This window comes from Terrabacter terrae, from assembly GCF_039529575.1.
Lineage (GTDB): Bacteria > Actinomycetota > Actinomycetes > Actinomycetales > Dermatophilaceae > Terrabacter > Terrabacter terrae.
Genome location: NZ_BAAANB010000021.1, coordinates 1,235,946 through 1,251,573, shown reverse-complemented (window position 1 = coordinate 1,251,573; position 15,628 = coordinate 1,235,946). Strand labels below are relative to the sequence as shown.

16 protein-coding genes and 2 pseudogenes are annotated in these 15,628 nt (G+C 68.4%); 10 read left to right on the top strand and 8 right to left on the bottom strand.

All coding sequences use genetic code 11. The features are described 5' to 3' along the window. Positions 1 to 54 precede the first annotated feature (54 nt). From ABD194_RS16030 to ABD194_RS16015, 4 genes are all read left to right on the top strand, one after another. A complete protein-coding gene (locus tag ABD194_RS16030; RefSeq protein WP_343993138.1) occupies positions 55 to 318 on the top strand; it encodes a hypothetical protein in 264 nt (87 codons plus the stop codon). Next, positions 318 to 1,070 carry an RNA polymerase sigma factor gene (locus ABD194_RS16025; RefSeq protein ID WP_343993136.1) on the top strand — a complete coding sequence of 251 codons (753 nt, stop codon included), beginning with the start codon at positions 318 to 320 and terminating at the stop codon, positions 1,068 to 1,070. Before ABD194_RS16030 ends, ABD194_RS16025 begins: the two co-directional genes overlap by 1 nt. After that, on the top strand, positions 1,067 to 1,306 hold the full coding sequence (locus ABD194_RS16020) for an anti-sigma factor (RefSeq protein WP_343993134.1): 240 nt from the start codon (positions 1,067 to 1,069) through the stop codon (positions 1,304 to 1,306). The genes ABD194_RS16025 and ABD194_RS16020 overlap by 4 nt, the downstream gene beginning before the upstream one ends. 382 nt (positions 1,307 to 1,688) lie before the next feature. Next, positions 1,689 to 2,408 carry an endonuclease/exonuclease/phosphatase family protein gene (locus ABD194_RS16015; protein ID WP_343993132.1) on the top strand — a complete coding sequence of 240 codons (720 nt, stop codon included), beginning with the start codon at positions 1,689 to 1,691 and terminating at the stop codon, positions 2,406 to 2,408. Between the two features lie 113 nt (positions 2,409 to 2,521). Here the strand turns inward: ABD194_RS16015 and ABD194_RS16010 are convergent. From ABD194_RS16010 to ABD194_RS16000, 3 genes and pseudogenes are all read right to left on the bottom strand, one after another. Then, positions 2,522 to 2,656, bottom strand: a pseudogene (locus ABD194_RS16010) (IS5-like element ISMt1 family transposase); the annotation flags it as partial. A gap of 179 nt (positions 2,657 to 2,835) precedes the next feature. Then, positions 2,836 to 3,003 (bottom strand): annotated as a pseudogene (locus tag ABD194_RS16005) (aldo/keto reductase); the annotation flags it as partial. A 47-nt stretch (positions 3,004 to 3,050) separates the two neighbouring features. Continuing rightward, the gene (locus tag ABD194_RS16000) at positions 3,051 to 3,410 is read right to left on the bottom strand and encodes a flavodoxin (RefSeq protein ID WP_343993130.1); all 360 of its coding nucleotides are present in this window, start codon (positions 3,408 to 3,410) and stop codon (positions 3,051 to 3,053) included. Between the two features lie 795 nt (positions 3,411 to 4,205). Between ABD194_RS16000 and ABD194_RS15995 the strand changes: the two genes are divergently transcribed. After that, positions 4,206 to 4,409, top strand: a complete 204-nt coding sequence (locus ABD194_RS15995; RefSeq protein WP_425580020.1) for a hypothetical protein — start codon at positions 4,206 to 4,208, stop codon at positions 4,407 to 4,409. A 492-nt stretch (positions 4,410 to 4,901) separates the two neighbouring features. Here ABD194_RS15995 and ABD194_RS15990 read toward each other — a convergent pair whose 3' ends face one another. Next, positions 4,902 to 5,792 carry an SDR family oxidoreductase gene (locus ABD194_RS15990; protein WP_343993128.1) on the bottom strand — a complete coding sequence of 297 codons (891 nt, stop codon included), beginning with the start codon at positions 5,790 to 5,792 and terminating at the stop codon, positions 4,902 to 4,904. A gap of 319 nt (positions 5,793 to 6,111) precedes the next feature. On the opposite strand from ABD194_RS15990, the gene ABD194_RS15985 reads away from it, so the two are divergent. The 3 genes from ABD194_RS15985 to ABD194_RS15975 all read left to right on the top strand — a co-directional run bounded on the left by ABD194_RS15985 (position 6,112) and on the right by ABD194_RS15975 (position 8,035). Next, complete coding sequence (locus tag ABD194_RS15985) at positions 6,112 to 6,318, top strand: hypothetical protein (protein WP_343993126.1); 207 nt, start codon at positions 6,112 to 6,114, stop codon at positions 6,316 to 6,318. Between the two features lie 314 nt (positions 6,319 to 6,632). Further along, positions 6,633 to 7,340 (top strand): tyrosine-type recombinase/integrase, encoded by a 708-nt coding sequence (locus tag ABD194_RS15980; RefSeq protein ID WP_343993124.1) that lies wholly within the window; start codon positions 6,633 to 6,635, stop codon positions 7,338 to 7,340. A 116-nt stretch (positions 7,341 to 7,456) separates the two neighbouring features. Next, positions 7,457 to 8,035: a GNAT family N-acetyltransferase gene (locus tag ABD194_RS15975; protein WP_343993122.1), complete on the top strand. Its 579-nt coding sequence runs from the start codon at positions 7,457 to 7,459 to the stop codon at positions 8,033 to 8,035. A gap of 41 nt (positions 8,036 to 8,076) precedes the next feature. On the opposite strand, the gene ABD194_RS15970 is transcribed toward ABD194_RS15975, so the two are convergent. The 3 genes from ABD194_RS15970 to ABD194_RS15960 form a co-directional block, all read right to left on the bottom strand. After that, on the bottom strand, positions 8,077 to 9,222 hold the full coding sequence (locus ABD194_RS15970) for an IS110 family RNA-guided transposase (RefSeq protein ID WP_486388610.1): 1,146 nt from the start codon (positions 9,220 to 9,222) through the stop codon (positions 8,077 to 8,079). Between the two features lie 434 nt (positions 9,223 to 9,656). After that, a complete protein-coding gene (locus ABD194_RS15965) occupies positions 9,657 to 10,451 on the bottom strand; it encodes a DinB family protein (RefSeq protein ID WP_343993118.1) in 795 nt (264 codons plus the stop codon). Positions 10,452 to 10,733: 282 nt separating this feature from the next. Next, complete coding sequence (locus tag ABD194_RS15960; protein ID WP_343993116.1) at positions 10,734 to 10,973, bottom strand: hypothetical protein; 240 nt, start codon at positions 10,971 to 10,973, stop codon at positions 10,734 to 10,736. A gap of 157 nt (positions 10,974 to 11,130) precedes the next feature. Between ABD194_RS15960 and ABD194_RS15955 the strand changes: the two genes are divergently transcribed. Next, a complete protein-coding gene (locus ABD194_RS15955) occupies positions 11,131 to 12,054 on the top strand; it encodes a threonine/serine dehydratase (protein WP_343994183.1) in 924 nt (307 codons plus the stop codon). Positions 12,055 to 12,111: 57 nt separating this feature from the next. Here the strand turns inward: ABD194_RS15955 and ABD194_RS15950 are convergent, their stop codons facing one another. Then, on the bottom strand, positions 12,112 to 13,134 hold the full coding sequence (locus tag ABD194_RS15950) for an IS110 family RNA-guided transposase (RefSeq protein WP_425580019.1): 1,023 nt from the start codon (positions 13,132 to 13,134) through the stop codon (positions 12,112 to 12,114). Positions 13,135 to 13,582: 448 nt separating this feature from the next. On the opposite strand from ABD194_RS15950, the gene ABD194_RS15945 reads away from it, so the two are divergent. Further along, positions 13,583 to 15,598 (top strand): hypothetical protein, encoded by a 2,016-nt coding sequence (locus tag ABD194_RS15945; protein WP_343993112.1) that lies wholly within the window; start codon positions 13,583 to 13,585, stop codon positions 15,596 to 15,598. Positions 15,599 to 15,628 lie beyond the last annotated feature (30 nt).

The following is a 15,628-nucleotide window of genomic DNA, read 5'->3' as shown; positions in this document are numbered from 1 at the left end:
CACGAACCGGTGCTCCGCCGGTAAGACCTGGCTCGACCGGAGCAGCAAACAGGCATGATCACGCACCAGTCCCGGACCCACGCTCGACCCACGCCGTGCCGGTCACCCGGGCCCCCGCTGGACGTCGTGGAGTGGCGCCTGTGCCGGCTGCGTGAGGCCGGCTTTCCTCCTGGCCTGGCCGAGTCGCTGGCCCGCCAGGGCGTCGACCTGCATGGCCTGCTGGAGCTCGTCGACACCGGATGTCCGCCGGAGCTCGCCGCTCGTATCCTCTCGCCGCTGGACGACATCGTGGTCACCGAGCCTCCGAGGGCGGGATGATGACCGCAGTCAGAAGAGACGGCGTCAGCGCTGACACCGCCACGTCACCTGCAGACGCCCGCCCCGCGGGCTCCTTCGCCCTGGAGAGCCCGACCGACTGGGTGGCGGCGCTCCGCGGCGACGGCCCGGAGCAGACAGCGGCGCTGCGCAGCCTTCACACTCTGATGGTCCGGGCAGCCGGGCACCAGGTGTGGCGGATGCGCGCGGCCCTACCGGACGCCTCCCCCGGTGCCGTCGACCTGATCGTCAACCAGGCGGCCGATGAGGCCATGGCTGCACTTCTGGGCAAGCTGCACACGTTCCAGGGGCGCAGCCGCTTCACCACGTGGGCGTTCAAGTTCGCGATCCTGCAGGCCGCCACCGAGGTCCGACGGCTGCAGTGGCAGCATCGCGAGGTCTGCCTGCGCGACCTCGAGCTGCCGCCGGCCGCCGGACACGACAGCCCCGAGCTGTGCGCCGAGGCCCGCGATCTCGCCCTCGCCCTCGCGGACGCGATGCACCACGTGCTCACTGCCTACCAACGGCGCATCGCCGTGGCACTCCTCGTCGATGCCGTTCCGATCGACGTGCTCGCTGACCGGCTGGGGACGAGTCGCGGCGCCCTCTACAAGACCCTCCACGACGTTCGCGTACGGCTGCGCCACGAGCTCACAGCCCAGGGGTATCTGCTTGGGGCGCATGGAAAACCAGCGCCGCGCCCCACCGCGCAGTCCCCCGGCGGGTCCCGCACTCCCACGGGAGGCACCCGATGAACCAGCCACCCCTGCCAGGCCCAGCCGCGCTGGACGGGTCCTCGGTGGACGCCCTGCTGCAGGACACCACGCCCTGGCTTTCCTGCGAGGAGTGCTTCGAGCGCATGGACGCATACGTCGAGGCTGCGGTCCACCGTTCCCCGCAGCAGGACGAGGCGATGGCCACGCACCTGCGGGCGTGCGCCGCATGCCACGAGGAAGCGCAGTCCCTCGTCGACCTGCTCAGGGGCTTGTAGTCGTCAGGCGACCGGCGGCGCAGTCGATTCGACAGCTACACCAACTGCCGCGCGACCATCGAGCCGGCACCTGCGTCAGGTCTGCGCGGGCACCGGCCCCGCACCTGAGGCGAATCCGTGGAAAGTCGCGGTCACGTCGGCGGTGCTGTCGTCGCTGGCTCCCATGCCAGTGACCGTTGGGCGGCGTTCGTTGCACACCCCACAGAAGGCAGGTTCGATGGTGGGTATGCGGCTTGGGCTCGACCGCGGCCATCTCGGAGCTGCCGCCGTCGCGTGTTTGATGGCGCTCTTGGTCGGCTCTCTCGGGAGCTGCGCGGCTGGTCACGCGGCGAGCGACACAACGAGCAGGAGCCAGCCATCGACCGGTCCGGTCGAGGCCACGATGCGCGTGCTGCAGATGAACCTCTGCAACAGCGGTCGCGCTGCGTGCTACACCGGCCGTGCCGTGAGCATGGCGGTGGCACTGGTCCGGCAGCATCGGCCGCAGATGATCAGCGTCAACGAGGTATGCCGCGATGACCTGGGCGTCCTCGAGGGGGCCATGTCGCCCACCTTCCCCGCCGGCACGGTTGCCTCCGCGTTCGCGCCCGCGAGAGATCGCCAGAGCCAGACACCAGTCCGGTGTAAGGACGGCCAGGAGTTCGGCGACGGCCTGCTGGTTGTGGTTCCCTCCCCCGCGGTTGGCTCCCGCAGTTACAGCGGCGTCTACCCTGTTCAAGATGCCGGCGACACGGAGGAGCGCGTCTGGGTCTGCATCGATGTGGCCAGACGTTTCTCCGCTTGCACGACTCACACGTCCAGCACCAACAGGACAGTGGCGCTCGAGCAGTGCCGTTACCTGCTGGGCTCGGTGACGTCGAGGATCAGTCGTGCCCACGCGTCCGACCCGATCATCGTCAGCGCAGATCTGAACCTGGCAGCTCGCGGTTCGCCCAGCTCACAGTCATGCCTGCCGAGCGGCTACCAGCGGCTCGACGACGCCGCTCTTCAGGATGTCATGGTGAGTCCTGGTGTCCGGGTGGGCTCCCACTTGGCCATGGACATGCAGGGAACCACGGATCACCCCGGCCTGCTGGTCGACCTTGTCCTTCCCCATCGCTGAGGGCAGCCGAGATCCTGACCGAAAAAGGGCCAGCCGGGCGCGAGCCGCGGTTCTCGAACTTTGTGCGCACTAGGGCGTGTCTCCCAGTTCGCGGAGCCGGGTGATGATCGGCCGAGGACGACGCCGCCGCGGTAGGTCAGGGCGAGCTTGTCGTACCTGGTCGCCGGCCCGCGCCACTGCTTGAGGACGTGCAAGGAGCGCTCGTTGACGTTGCGGCCCATGTACGCCTCCACGTCGAACCTCGGTGGCATTGAGCGCGTCCTTCCTTCGTACACACCCGGCAGCGCCCGGTCCATTTCCCGGCACACGCGGAGACTGCTGCCGCTGGCGGAGCTCTGATAGCTCCGCGCGCCGCTTCAGCAGTCTCCCGCGCCGGGCGGGTTAGCGGTCGATCATCTTCTGCATGGCCTCGGGGTAGCGGGCGGGCCTCACCGACCTCGCGCTCGTTGCCGTATGCCGCGGCCGTGTCGATGTGGCGGTAGCCGGTCGCCAGGGCCGCCTCGACGGCGGCGCGGGTCTCCTCCGGTGGGGTCTGGAAGACTCCGAGTCCGATGGCGGGCATCTCGACCTGGTTGTTCATCTGCAATGTCGTCATGTCCTCGACCGTAGGCGCGCAGCTGTCCCGCTGGGAGGGGGCTGGTGTTACCCCCCTCGTCGAGTCGGCGGTGGCGCTGGTGGGCAGTCTCGCGGGTGTCGGTCATGACGGGGTTCCTGTCTGAAACTCGATGCGGGTGAGCCACGCGGTGACGGCCTGGTCTGCGTCGCCGACCTCATCGGGGGCCGCGCGTTCCAGATCGGGCTGCCGAGCAGGACGTCGTCGTAGTCCCAGACGGACGCCAGCCGGTTGGCGATGCCGGGCCGGGCGTCAGCGTCCTGCTCGCGGACGTTGCGGGCGACCGTCTGGTCGTAGCCGCGGGGGTACGGGTCGAGCGCCTCGATGCGGTGGATGTCGCAGCTCAGGCGTTGGGCGATCATCCGGGCGAGGACCTCGGTGTTTCCCACCGGGAGGTCCCGGCGGCCGCCGTAGTAGTAGTTCTCGCCCGCCGGGAGAAGTACGTGACGAGCACCCGGCGTGTGGGGCGGCTCGCGGGTGCGGATGACCCGACGGCGCTCTGGCTACCGGGCACCGTCCCCGCGGTGCTCGTCGGCCGCGATGACCCCGCAGTCGAGCCGCTGGTCGAGCTGGAGCATGCCGGTCGTTCGGTCGGTCGTTCGGTCGCTCGGTCGCTCGGTCGCTCGGTCTTTCGGTCGTTCATGGCTCGCGTGTCGGCCCGCCGGGCAGCAGGGCGCCACCGCTCGGATGGGAGGTGATGGGAGGGTTCTCCGAGCGGTGGCACTGACCATCGCCTACCCGCCGGACGCGACACACATCGGGCGTCGCCGCGCTACACACATTCCCCTCGGGAGAACGGCGTCACCGCCGACAGCTCGCGTCCCGAAAGTGAGGCCCGGGTGCCATGGCCGTGTAGGCGAAGGGCGCTGCCGTCGCGGAGTGGGAGGGCGACGGCAGCGCCATACCCAGTTGGGGGTCTGGGCATCGTGGATGCCCGGCCGATGGGGGTCCTGCCGGGTGCACCCGCGCCATGCTGTCGGACCCCGGAGAGCCGCGTCTCCGAAATGCGATGTCTTGTCTGGTTCCTCACAGATCGGACAAGTGAAGGTGCCTTCGCCCACGAGGTGAGCGAATGCTGATGGCGGCACCTTTGGTGGCGTGGCGGGCCTGGCGCGGCGGTGTTGTGATGTGGTCGCAGCGGCGACGCTACTGGCGGGAAGCTCAGCCTCCACGTCTTCGGCGCCCTGGCTGAGTCAGAGCGTGACCTGATCCGCGAACGGACCGTGGCCGGCCTTGCGGCGGCCCGCGCTCGTGGGCGTCGCGGTGGCCGGTCGTCCGTCTGGACGCCAGAGAAGCTCAGGGTTGCTCGCACCATGTATGCCGGCCGTGAGCATGACATCGCCTCCATCGCTCGGGTGGTCGGCGTCAGTCGGGCGTCGGTGTATTGAGCCGTGGCCCAGCCGAACCGTAGGGAACCCCCATGACCAGCGCTGGACGGCTCCTCTCGTCCTCGGGACGGGCGGAGCCGGGTTGGTGGCGGTGTCGACTGTGCGATGTGCAGTTCGACCTTGCGGAATCTGAGCCGGGGCAAGCCGCGTAGGCGCTTCGACTGCCGACCATGAAGGCCCAGCTGCGAGACGCCTAGAGGCAGGCTGAGGAACCGGAATCGCCTGGGGCCAGCGCCGTGGGGTGCTGCGCAGACCCGGATCGGGTCGGCCTCGCACGCGACGTCACGCCCTTGACCCAGGGGACTCCCGACGACGGCGACCGCGACCGCGACCCCTTAAAAGGGATCGGGCCGTGGTCGGGGTGGCGATCTTCCTTGATGGTGTCCAGACGTCCGGACATGCCGATAAGCGGGCGTTACCCACGCCACCCGAGGGTTGGCCACGCCACTGGAGGTCTGGCCGAAACCATCATCGCCCGGCGTCGGGCGTTGCTCACACCAAGTCGCGGGCTTGCTCGCGGATGAAATCGCTGGCCGGTCGGGGGGTGATTCCTCGTTCGCGCAGTGGCCCGTCGTCCCAGGTAGCTTCCACTGTGTCCTGGTGGAGGCCAGCTCCGAAGGCGGTGGCGAGTGCGTCGTAACGTCTGGCCAGGACCCGGATCGCAAGGCGGGCGACCGGTCGGGGCATGCGCTGAACCTTCATCTTCCGTTGGGTGAGTTGCTCGGCGAGTGCGATGGCTTCCTTCTTGGTCATCGCCTCGGGACCCCCGATGGTGAGCATCGCCGGGGGGTCGGGTTCGACCGCGACCGCCGCCATCAGCGCCGCGACGTCGTCGGTGGCGATCCAGCGTCGCGGGTTGTCTCCGTGGCCGATCACCGACACCTTGCCAGCCGCCATGTCAAAGCGACCAACGGGTGCCAGGTGGATTTCCTGGAAGGCGTCTGACCGTATGATCACGGTCCGCATTCGTGACGTTCCCAGACGCTTCTCGACCGCCAGCTTGGCACGATCCATCGGCCCTAGGCTCGCGTCTAGGTCGGGGCCCGAGATGTAGACGAACCGCTGGACCCCCGCCGACTCGGCCGAGTCGACCAGCGCGAGCATGCCGATCTCATCGATCTCCCGGATGGTCGGAGTCCGCGCCCCCGCCAGGATGCGGGCGATGGCGGCCGCCGTCGCGATGACCGTATCTACTCCTTCGCAGGCGACACGCAGGCTGGGCGGATCGGTGAGGTCGCCGCGGACCACCGTTGCTCCGACCTCACGCAGCCCGCCGTCGTCGCTGCTCGCCCGGACAAGGCACCGAACGTCGTGTCCGTCGGCGCGCAGCAGGCGGACGATCCGTCCACCCAGCTCTCCCGTAGCACCCACGACAAGGAACACCTGGACCACTCCTCGGCCCGCGCGGAATCCAACTCGAACCCGAACAGACTATCGTCCGAACCGGGACTACGACTCGCTCAGTCTGGCCGAAGCGCCGAGCACCAGGCGCAAGCGTCGAGCTCCTGGCGCAGGCAGGCCCCAACTGCGCGTTCATGCCGCTCTCGGGTAAACGGTCGACCGCGTCTGGTTGAGGTGTCGGCCTAGGCCGACACCCATCAGCCGGCGCCCGACTAACCTGACGTGCATGGCCCCAAGTTCTGAGCGGCGGGCGGCGTGGGAGACCGTCGGTGCCTATCACGAAGCTCAACTGGGTCTTCTGTTGGAGCGAGTCGGGGTCGAGATCGAGCGGTTCCGCGCCGGTGAGGTCGATGCGTTCGAGGCAGACCAAGCCCTGTTCCAGTACTCCCGCGCGGCGAAGGAGCTCTGGAAGTTCTGCAATGGCGCGGACGTCGAGTGGGTGGCGGCCGACATCCGCGAGCGGGCACCGAACCAGTGGTGGGAGCGCGGAGCACCTCGGCGACGCTGATCGAGCGCGCGCGAGCGGCCCGCCGCACGAGCTCCGCGTGGCGGGTGCCACGGGAAGGGTGCGGCGTTGTCGCCGTCTGCCAGCTGGGGTCACCCTGCGAGGATGACTACGTATGAGAACGTCTTGGTCCCGATCCCTCTACCGCCGCAATCCGACACGCTCCGACGGGCGGTCGCGGCCTACCTCGCCCGCTTCAGGGGCCAGTCCCGGGTGCACACCGAGTCCGACCTGCGCGCCTTCCTCATCTGGTGCAGCGGCCAAGGCTTGGACCCATTGACCGCCCAGCGGCCCCACGTCAGCTCTACATCCGGTGGATGCAAGAGAGCCGCCGCTACAAGCCCTCGACCGTCAGCCGACGCATCGCCATCGTCGCCGGGTTCTACCGCACCTGCGTCATCGACGCCGTCCTCACACACTCGCCAGCCGAGCACGTCCGACGCCCGAACGTGCCCGTCGAGTCCCCCACGCTCGGGCTGACTCACCTGCAGTTCGAGGCGATGCTCGCCACCGCCCGCACCTCCACCAACAGCAACGACTTCGCCTTGGTGGTGATGCTCGGCCTGCTCGGGCTGCGGATCTTCGAAGCCTGTGGTGCCAGCATCGAGGACCTCGGCGAGGAGCACGGCCACCGCGTCCTGCGCGTGTTCGGCAAGGGCGGCAAGGTCGTCCTGACCCCGCTGCCGCCCACCGTCGCCCGGGCCATCGACCGCGCCGTTGACGGCCGCGGTAGCGGACCCGTCCTGCGCAGCAGCCGCGGCACGCGGATGGACCGGCACTGCGCCACCCGCCGCCTGCACCACCTCGCCGAAGCCGGTGGCGTCCACAGCGCCAGGATGCACCCGCACATGCTGCGACACCCGTTCGTCACCACCATGCTCGACGCCGGCATCGACCTCCGCGACGTCCAGATCGCGGCCCGCCACGCCGACCCACGCACCACCATGCGCTACGACCGGGCCCGCAAAAACCTCGACCGCCACCCCAACTACATCCTCGCCGCCTACATGGCCTCCGGCACCTGAACCAAGTCCGTCATGTCCGATGACCGCTCTCGTTGTTTTGCTCCTGGGCCGAGGAAATGCGTTGCGAACGGGCATCACGAGATGTTGGGTTGACTGGCCAACGACCGGAGAGGGAAATGACGCAAATGTTGCCGACCCCCACGCTGCTGACTCGTCGCCTTCGACTGCGTCCCTTCGACGACACGGATGCCAACGACCTCTTCGAGTTGCAGAGCAATGCGTTTGTGCTGCGCTACTGGGACTCGCCGCCCTGGAGCGATCGCGGGCGCTGCGAGCGTTTCATCAAGGCTTGCCGGCAGATGGCCGAAGAGGGTACTGGGGCGCGGGTAGCCGTGGACCGCGACTCTGACGGAGCCTTCATCGGGTGGTGCCACCTGAGCAAGTGGGATCCGGACTACCGGAGCGCCTCACTGGGCTATTGCCTCACCGAGGCGTCGTGGGGCCACGGCTACGCGACGGAGGCCGCGGGTGCTCTGCTTCGATGGGCGTTCGACACGCTGGATCTGAATCGTGTCCAGGCTGCGGCAGATACGCGCAATATCGCATCCGCCCGTGTGCTTGAGAAGCTCGGGTTCGTGCGCGAAGGGACGTTGCGTGAAGACTGCGTCGTGGATGGCGAGGTCTCTGATTCCTGGGTCTTCGGGTTGCTCAGGCGGGAGTGGCAGCCGACCTCCGAGCCGGTTCACACTCGCTGAGTCCTGGCTCAGCAGGCGCACGCTCATGGCTCCCTTCTGTGTCAAGACGCCGCCGGGAGCCTCGTTCTACGCTGGGTCGTGACGGGTCCGGGAAGTGGCTTCTCCGAAGAACTGGTGTGGGGTTGTGAGCCGGTCGCGCTGGAGTCAGAGACGTTGCCCCGGTGCCCTCCCGGGCCCGTCACTTTGCCGGCGACGTAGTCGCTGAGCATGGTGCGGAAGACGAGGTCGGACAGCCGCCGTTTGAGGCAGCGCATCGCTTCCATCGAGCTCTTACCGGCGGCCTTCTTCCGGTCGAAGTAGGCCCGTCCCTCGGTCGGGGTGCGCAGCTGGACGGTGGCCATGATGAGCAGCACCCGGTTGATCTGACGGTTCCCGCCACGAGAGAGGCGGTGGCGCACGTGGTCGCCGGAGGACGCGTCGATCGGGGCCGTCCCGGTCCAGGAGGCGAAGTGGTTGCGGTCCGGGAACCGGGACAGGTCCCCGACCTCGACGAGCAGCCGCGCCGCACCCGACGGGCCGATGCCGTGCAACCCGAGCAGGGAGGTGCCGGTTGCGGCGACGAGCTCCTTGAGCTCCTTGTCGGCGGCCTTCTTCCGGGCGTAGATCCGCTCCAGGTCGGCCACCAGCTCCGCGGCGACGCGTTTGCGGGTCTTGCCGACCGCGTCCCGCGGCCTGACGGTGGACAGGAGGGCCTTGGCCTGGGCGGCGGAGAGGTACTTCTTCGCCCCACCAGGCAGCAGTTCCAACAGGATTCGGTGCAGCTGGCTGATCTTGCGGGTGTGCTCGTCGCCGATCCAGCGGCGACGGTCGACCAGCAGCTGCAGCACCTCGAGCTGCGCATCGGACACGACCGGGTGCAGCCCTGCCATCCTCGTACCGACGAGGGCGACGGAGTGCGCGTCGGTCGCGTCGGTCTTGCGGCCCTGGCCGGTGGCGAACACCCGGGCCCGGGCGGACAGCTTCGCCGGCACGTCGACCACGTCCTGGCCGTCGGCGAGGAGCCGGTGCGCGATGTGCCGTCCGATGCCCTCGCAGCCCTCGATGGCCCAGACCCGCTCCGGCCACGCCGCGACGTGTTCGAGCATCAACTGGTAGCCCTCGACGGTCGTGTCGAACCGGCCGCCTCCGACGACGGTTTCGTCGGCCGTCATGACCTCGATCGTCACGCTGCGCTTGTGCGGGTCCATCCCGATCACGACCCGCGAGACGTCTTGATTCACCGCGTCCTCCGTTGCCTCGAACCTGTCACTGGTTGGGCGTGGAGGGCACCGCTACTTAGAGCAGAGCAATCCCTTCTTGAGCCTCTCCTGCCCGGCGGTGCCCGGGCGGCGCAACCCATGTGAGAGCCACACGACAAGGCGTGGGCAGCCGCTATTTCGAGCGACGATCCCGGGCACCTGAACCGAGCCTGCGCAGGCACCGGTCCTACGTCAATGAAACAAGTAGCCGCTACTGCCGCGCAGAGGAGGGGACGACCGCCGACCCTGCCGCTTAGTGTGCGCGGGAGCGCGCGATCTGTGGCGTCCGGATGTCCGCGCTTCCGCATCGCTGGCGTGCGGCTTCACCGCCCGATCAAGGGACCTGAGCTAAGCGGGGACCACCGTGTATGACCTGGCCAGGCTCATCCCAGGTCCCCTCCGGACGCTTGCTGCTGCAACTGCGCGAGGTCGCGCTCGGCGTACTGCCGGTGCTCCCACTCCTCGTTGAGCACGATGCGCAGGCAGTCCTTGACCGTCAGCCCGTACGCCGGCGTGGGCCAGCCGTGGTCGGCGGGCGGGCGGAAAGGGGCGGCGAGCGCTTCGTCGGTGAGGCCCTTGATCACGCGGCGCACAGCGGCCTGTCGCTCGCGGCGTATCTCTAGCACGTCATCCAACGTGGGCCGCGCGTCGAGGTCGCGGGGGAAGCCCCGGTCGGTCGGCGCCTCGTCCCAGGGACGGTCGAGTGGGTGCCAAGGCGCAGAATCTCCGTCGATCGCCCGCCCGATCCATGCCGCGGTCGCGAAGTTGAGATGACGCAGCGTCTCGATGAAAGACCACTCGCCGTCCACCCGCTGGTGCAGCAGCGCGGGGTCGAGGCGCCGCGCGTGCTCTACGGTGCCGCCCCACACCTCCTCCAGCAGATCCCACGCCTGGCGGAATCCGGCCGGGTCGTTGGGGCGCATCTTTATCCGGTCGGGGTTGCGTCGGTCCATCTCGTCGGCGACGAACTGCGTGACGTCGACGCCGTTTATCCGCAGGCCCTCTATTTCGCCGCTGATTTCGACGTCGATCAACTCGACGCCGGTCATCTTCACGTGATGCAGGTCGGTGCCCCGGATGGTCACGTTGCTCAGCGACGCCGCGCGGAAGGTCGACCCACTCAAGTTGGTCCAGTCGAATGTTGAGCCGCTGAGGTCTTCATCGCCGAATGTCGCCATGCTCAGTCCTCTCGTGGGCGTGGTTCGACACTAGTGGGGATTGCGGACGGATCGCTTCCGGATCGGAGGTTGCACTCCGGAGTAGGCGGAATCCGGTGAGGTTGCACGCGCGGCATGCGACACCTCAATAACCGTCCTCGGCTGAGGTTCACGCAACAGCCCGGGGAGGACCATCGGCACCGTCCCGACGGACGTCTACGAACGCACGCTTCTGCCGCGGATCGCCATCTTGGGCGCGGACACTTTCCGGTCGCTTGTGTGCTCCTCCGCCGCGGAGACATGTCACTTGTCAGGCGCGTGCGTCCTGCTCGTGATCGCCTTGTACGTGTAGTAGCCCGACCACAGACCCGCTACACCGGAAGTGCCCACAATGTAGGACTCCCAACGGCCCTCAGCGAACCCGGCCGCGACGATGACCACTGCTGCAGCAGCAAGGCCGGCGAGGATGCCGGAGAGCAGCGCGATCACCTTCGTCCGAGACCATGGGGCGGACGGAGGTATGGACGGGGGAAGCTTCAGCACGCCGGCCTCATGTGGCGATCACGGTACGAAGTCTGCATGAACAGGTGTCTCGAGTGCGCGCTCATCAGCGGGAGGCGTTTACCGGATTTGCCGCGGATCGTGTGCTGGGCAACTCTGCCGATGAGCGGTCCGATCCGTCCGCGATACTCGGGGAGTGATGGTTGGTCGAAGTGACGTGCAGGCAGCAGCGGAGCGAATCGCCGGGCGTGTTCGCCGAACCCCCTTGATGCGCCCTTCCGCTCGCGACGCAGTGTGGCTCAAGTGCGAGTTCCTTCAGCACTGCGGCGTGTTCAAGACCCGAGGTGCGTTCAATCGCCAGCTCGCCGGAATGGAGACGGGCGAGATCGGTGACGCCGGCGTCGTCGTGGCCTCGGGCGGCAACGCCGGCCTGGCGCAGGCGTTCTCCGCCCGGGAGCTGGGCATTCGAGCAACCGTGTTCGTGCCGCAGACGGCTCCGGAGGTCAAGGTCGAACGCATCCGGGCCTATGGCGCGCACGTGCGGCGCGTCGGCAGCGAGTACGCCGAGGCGTACCAAGCCGCCGTCGTGTTCGGTGAGCAGAGCGGTGCAGCCTTCGCTCACGCCTACGACCAGTTCGAGGTCGCAGCAGGGGCGGGCACCGTTGCGGAGGAGGTCCTGGAGGACGAGCCGTCGATCGACACCATCATCGTCGCCGTCGGTGGGGGCGGTCTGTACGCAGGAGTTGCAGCCTCGACCCTCGGCCGTGCCCGCGTCGTGGCGGTCGAGCCGGAACGCTGCCCCACCCTCAGAAGCGCCATGGAGGCAGGTCGCCCCGTTGATGTCGCCGTCTCAGGCGTGGCATCCGACTCCCTGGGTGCCCGGCGTCTGGGTGACCTCGCCTTCGCCGCCCAGGAAAAGGAGCCGCCAGCCTCGGTTCTCGTCACGGATGAACAGATCCTGCAGGCTCGGTTGATGCTGTGGAGCGAGTACCGGGTGCCGTCAGAAACCGGGGCGGCCGCGGCTTACGCCGCGCTGCTTTCGGGCCGCTACGTGCCGGACGATGATGAGCGCGTTGCGGTCATCGTCTGCGGCGCCAACACGGACCCGTCCACGCTGGTCTAGGACACCGCTGCTCGCTCATCAGCGTGAGGCCTTTACCGCTCATGGCACCCCTTTAGGTCAAGACGTGGCGAGGACCGGGGTTCTACGCTGGGTGGTGACGGGTCCGGGAAGAGGCTGCTCCGAAGAGCCGGTGTGGGGTTGTGAGCCGGTCACGCTGGAGTCAGNNNNGTAGAACTCCCGCCCCGGGGTCGGGTTACGCAGCTGCACGACGGCCATGATGTGCAGCGTCCGGTTGATCCGGCGGTTCCCAGCACGGGACAGCCGATGCCGTTGCTGCGCCCCGGAGGACGCGTCCAGCGGCGCGGTGCCGTTCCAGGACGCGAACCGGTCCTTGTCCCGGAACCGGTGGATGTCCCCGACGTCAGCCAGCAACCTTGCGGCGCCGGTCGGGCCGATCCCGGTCAGCTCCAACAGCGTCGAGCCGCGCTCGTGCACCAGCGCGGTCAGCTCCTTCTCGGCCATCTTGACCTTGCGGTCGATCACCTCGAGCTCACCGATCAGCTCAACGACCAGCCGGCGCCGAGTCTTGCCGACGAGGTCGCGCGGCTTGACCTTCGCGACCAGCGCGCGGGCCTGCGGCGCGGACAGGAACGTCTTCGCCCCGCCCGGAATCAGCTCCAGCAGAAGCCGATGCAGCCGATTCACCGTCTGCGTCCGAGCCCGACCCAGCTCGTCACGGCGATCGACCATCATCCCCAACACGACCAGGTCATCCTCCACCAGCACCCGGCGCAGCCCGGGCTCGGCCGGCGCGTACAGCGCGGCCAGCGCCACCGAGTGCGCATCGACCGGGTCGACCTTGCGGGCGTTACCGGTGGCGAAGACCCGCACCTGCGCCGACAGCTTCGTCGGCACGTCCACCACCTGCTCCCCGTCGTGGACGAGCCGGTGCGCGAGGTGTCGGCCGATGCCGTTGCAGCCCTCGACCGCCCACACCCGCTCCCCTGCCGATCCGTGCCCTCGACCCGCGTTGAGCATCGCCGCGTAGCCGGCCTCGGTGGTGTCGAACCGCCCGACCTGCAGTACTCGCCCGGTCTGGTCGATGACCTCGATCGTGGCCGAGCGCTTGTGCGGGTCCATCCCGATGATCACGCCCATCGCCCTTGCACCTCCTCGTTCCCTCGGTGATGTGGAAGCGGGGAGGGCATCGCTACTTCGAGCAGAACAAACCCCTTTAGAGCCTCTCCTCGCGCGGTGCCCGACGAGCGCGCATGCCATCAGAGAGCCACACCAATGACGCCGGTGGGCAGCCGCATACGAGAGCGTTTCGCCGAGCACCTGGACCGAGTCTGGCCGGACACCGATCCTGCAACCAGTCTCTAAGTAGCCGCTTAGGGAAAGTTGGCCCGGTTGCGTTTGCTCCCATCAGCTACGGGGATCGGCGCCTTCACGCCCTCGAGAGGTCCGAGAAGATTGCCGAAATGTGACGGGGGTGGCGAACTGGGTGATTCCTAGCAAATGCATGTCTGGGCACGGATATGCTGCGCGCGCCCAGCGCGCTGTCGCACCCGCCCGGAGGTCTGCCTCGATGCCACATCACCCGTTCCGCGCCGTGTCCGTGGCGATCGCTACTCTCCTGGCTGCCCTGCACGTCCCGTCCGCGAGTGCCGTGGCCGGCGAGACCACGGCAACCGGGGACGCCGTCGTGACGATGGTTTCGCCCGAGGCGGGATCCACCGTCCAACGGGGCTTCACCGCCGCCTTCGACGTCGCACTGGGCGACCAGGACGACACGACGCTGACTGCCACCTTCGCCGGGGACGAAGCGTCACGCACGGTGACGCGGGCGCAGTGCGCCGACACCTGCCGTGTGGAGCTGTACCTAGAACCCCTGCACGGCTTCCTTGACGCCGGCACAGGCACCACGTCCGGCTACCTCAGGTACACGTGGACGACGCCCAGCGGCGAGGGACATGCCCTGCCGTACCTAACCTTCGCCTCGCCGGCGATCGGCCACGACTCCACACGTATGACGACGCCGACCCCCAACACGGCCGGGTATGCCGCGACCGTGGTCGACACGACCACCACGCTCAAGTTCACGCCCACCCAGTGGATCGGCTGCACGCCGAACTGCCAGACACCCGCTGCCGGAGAGACCGTCGAAGTGCGGGTCTACCCCTCAACCGGGCCCACGCCGCCGGCCGGCGACAACTATCTTCAGCGCACCGTGGCGGAGTGGACCAAGGCAGACACCGCATGGGAGGCATCCGCGACCCTGGACTTCTCGGCGCTGCCAGAGGGGTCGTACAGCCTGTACTCCCGCGGACGCAGCGCCGACGGCTGGTACGCCGCCGGCACCTCCTACGACTACCGGCCGATCATCGTGCGGCACACGCCCGCCATGTCGATCGACATGGACGCCACCCCCGACCTGGTGGGCACAAACCGAGTGGCGACAGTGACCCTGCGCGGGCCGCTCGCCGACAAGGTCGGCTACGTCGAGGTCACCCGTGACGGGGTAGTTCTGAACCCGGGCGACGACCAGCAATGGTGGCCGTCGACGCTCACCCGGCCGGAAGTGACAGCCTCGCGTCTCGTGGACCTCGGCACCGCTTCAGTGGGGCATCACACCGTGTCGACCAGGATGCTGGTCAGCACGACCTTCGACAAGCAGGTCGGAGCGCCGGTGACCGGCAGCTACGACGTGGTGAGCCTCAACATCAAGGTCACGCCCGGGGTCGCCTTCGTCGGACGGGCCAGCAGTTTGGGGATATCCGCCGACGCACCTGCCGGCCGCGTCATCGACTTGAGCGCATGGGAGTTCACGAACCCCGACGGAACCACCGCCGCCACGGGTACCTGGTGCAGCGCCTGCGGGCAGCACGGCACCGGATCCGCCGCCTTCATGCCCCAAGCCGCAGGCACGGCGGGATACACGGTGACCGCAGACGCGGGATCTCCCTACGTCCAAGCCGCCCGGGGCACCTTTCCCGTTTACGCGGCGCGCGCCGTCGAGAGCATCACCGCGCCGGCGACCCGCTACGGCTCGACCCAGAAGGTCACCCTCACGCTGCGCGACGAACGCGCCATCTACACAAGGGTGCCCACCCCAGCCGGTGTCCCAGTCACCGTCCAGTTCCGCAAGACCGGCACGACGGCCTGGGTCACGCTCGGCTCGACGAAGACCGTGACCGGCGGCACCGCCACGTTCACCTATGTCAGCCGGTCCAACGGTCAGGTCCGTGCCCTCTACGCCACGCCGGCGCCCGGAGTCACCTGGTCATCCGCTGCCGCGGCGGTCACCTCCACCGCGGCCGCCACCATCACGAGCGCACCGACCTCCACGTACCGATACCGCACCGTGACCGTCAAGGCGACCACCTACCCGTACCAGTCAGGCGCGCGCGTCTGGCTCCAGACCCGCGTTCACGGCACCGCGACCTGGAAGACCGTCAAGAGCATCGCAGCGCCCACCACCGGCATGTCATCGCTGACCACCTCGTTCTCGACCCGCGGCACCTACGACCTGCGCGTCATCCGAACCGCGACATCACTGAACACCATCGGCTACTCGGCCACCCGATATCTCAAGGTCCTGTGACGCCGGATCTGCCAGTCGAGCAGGCCTCGG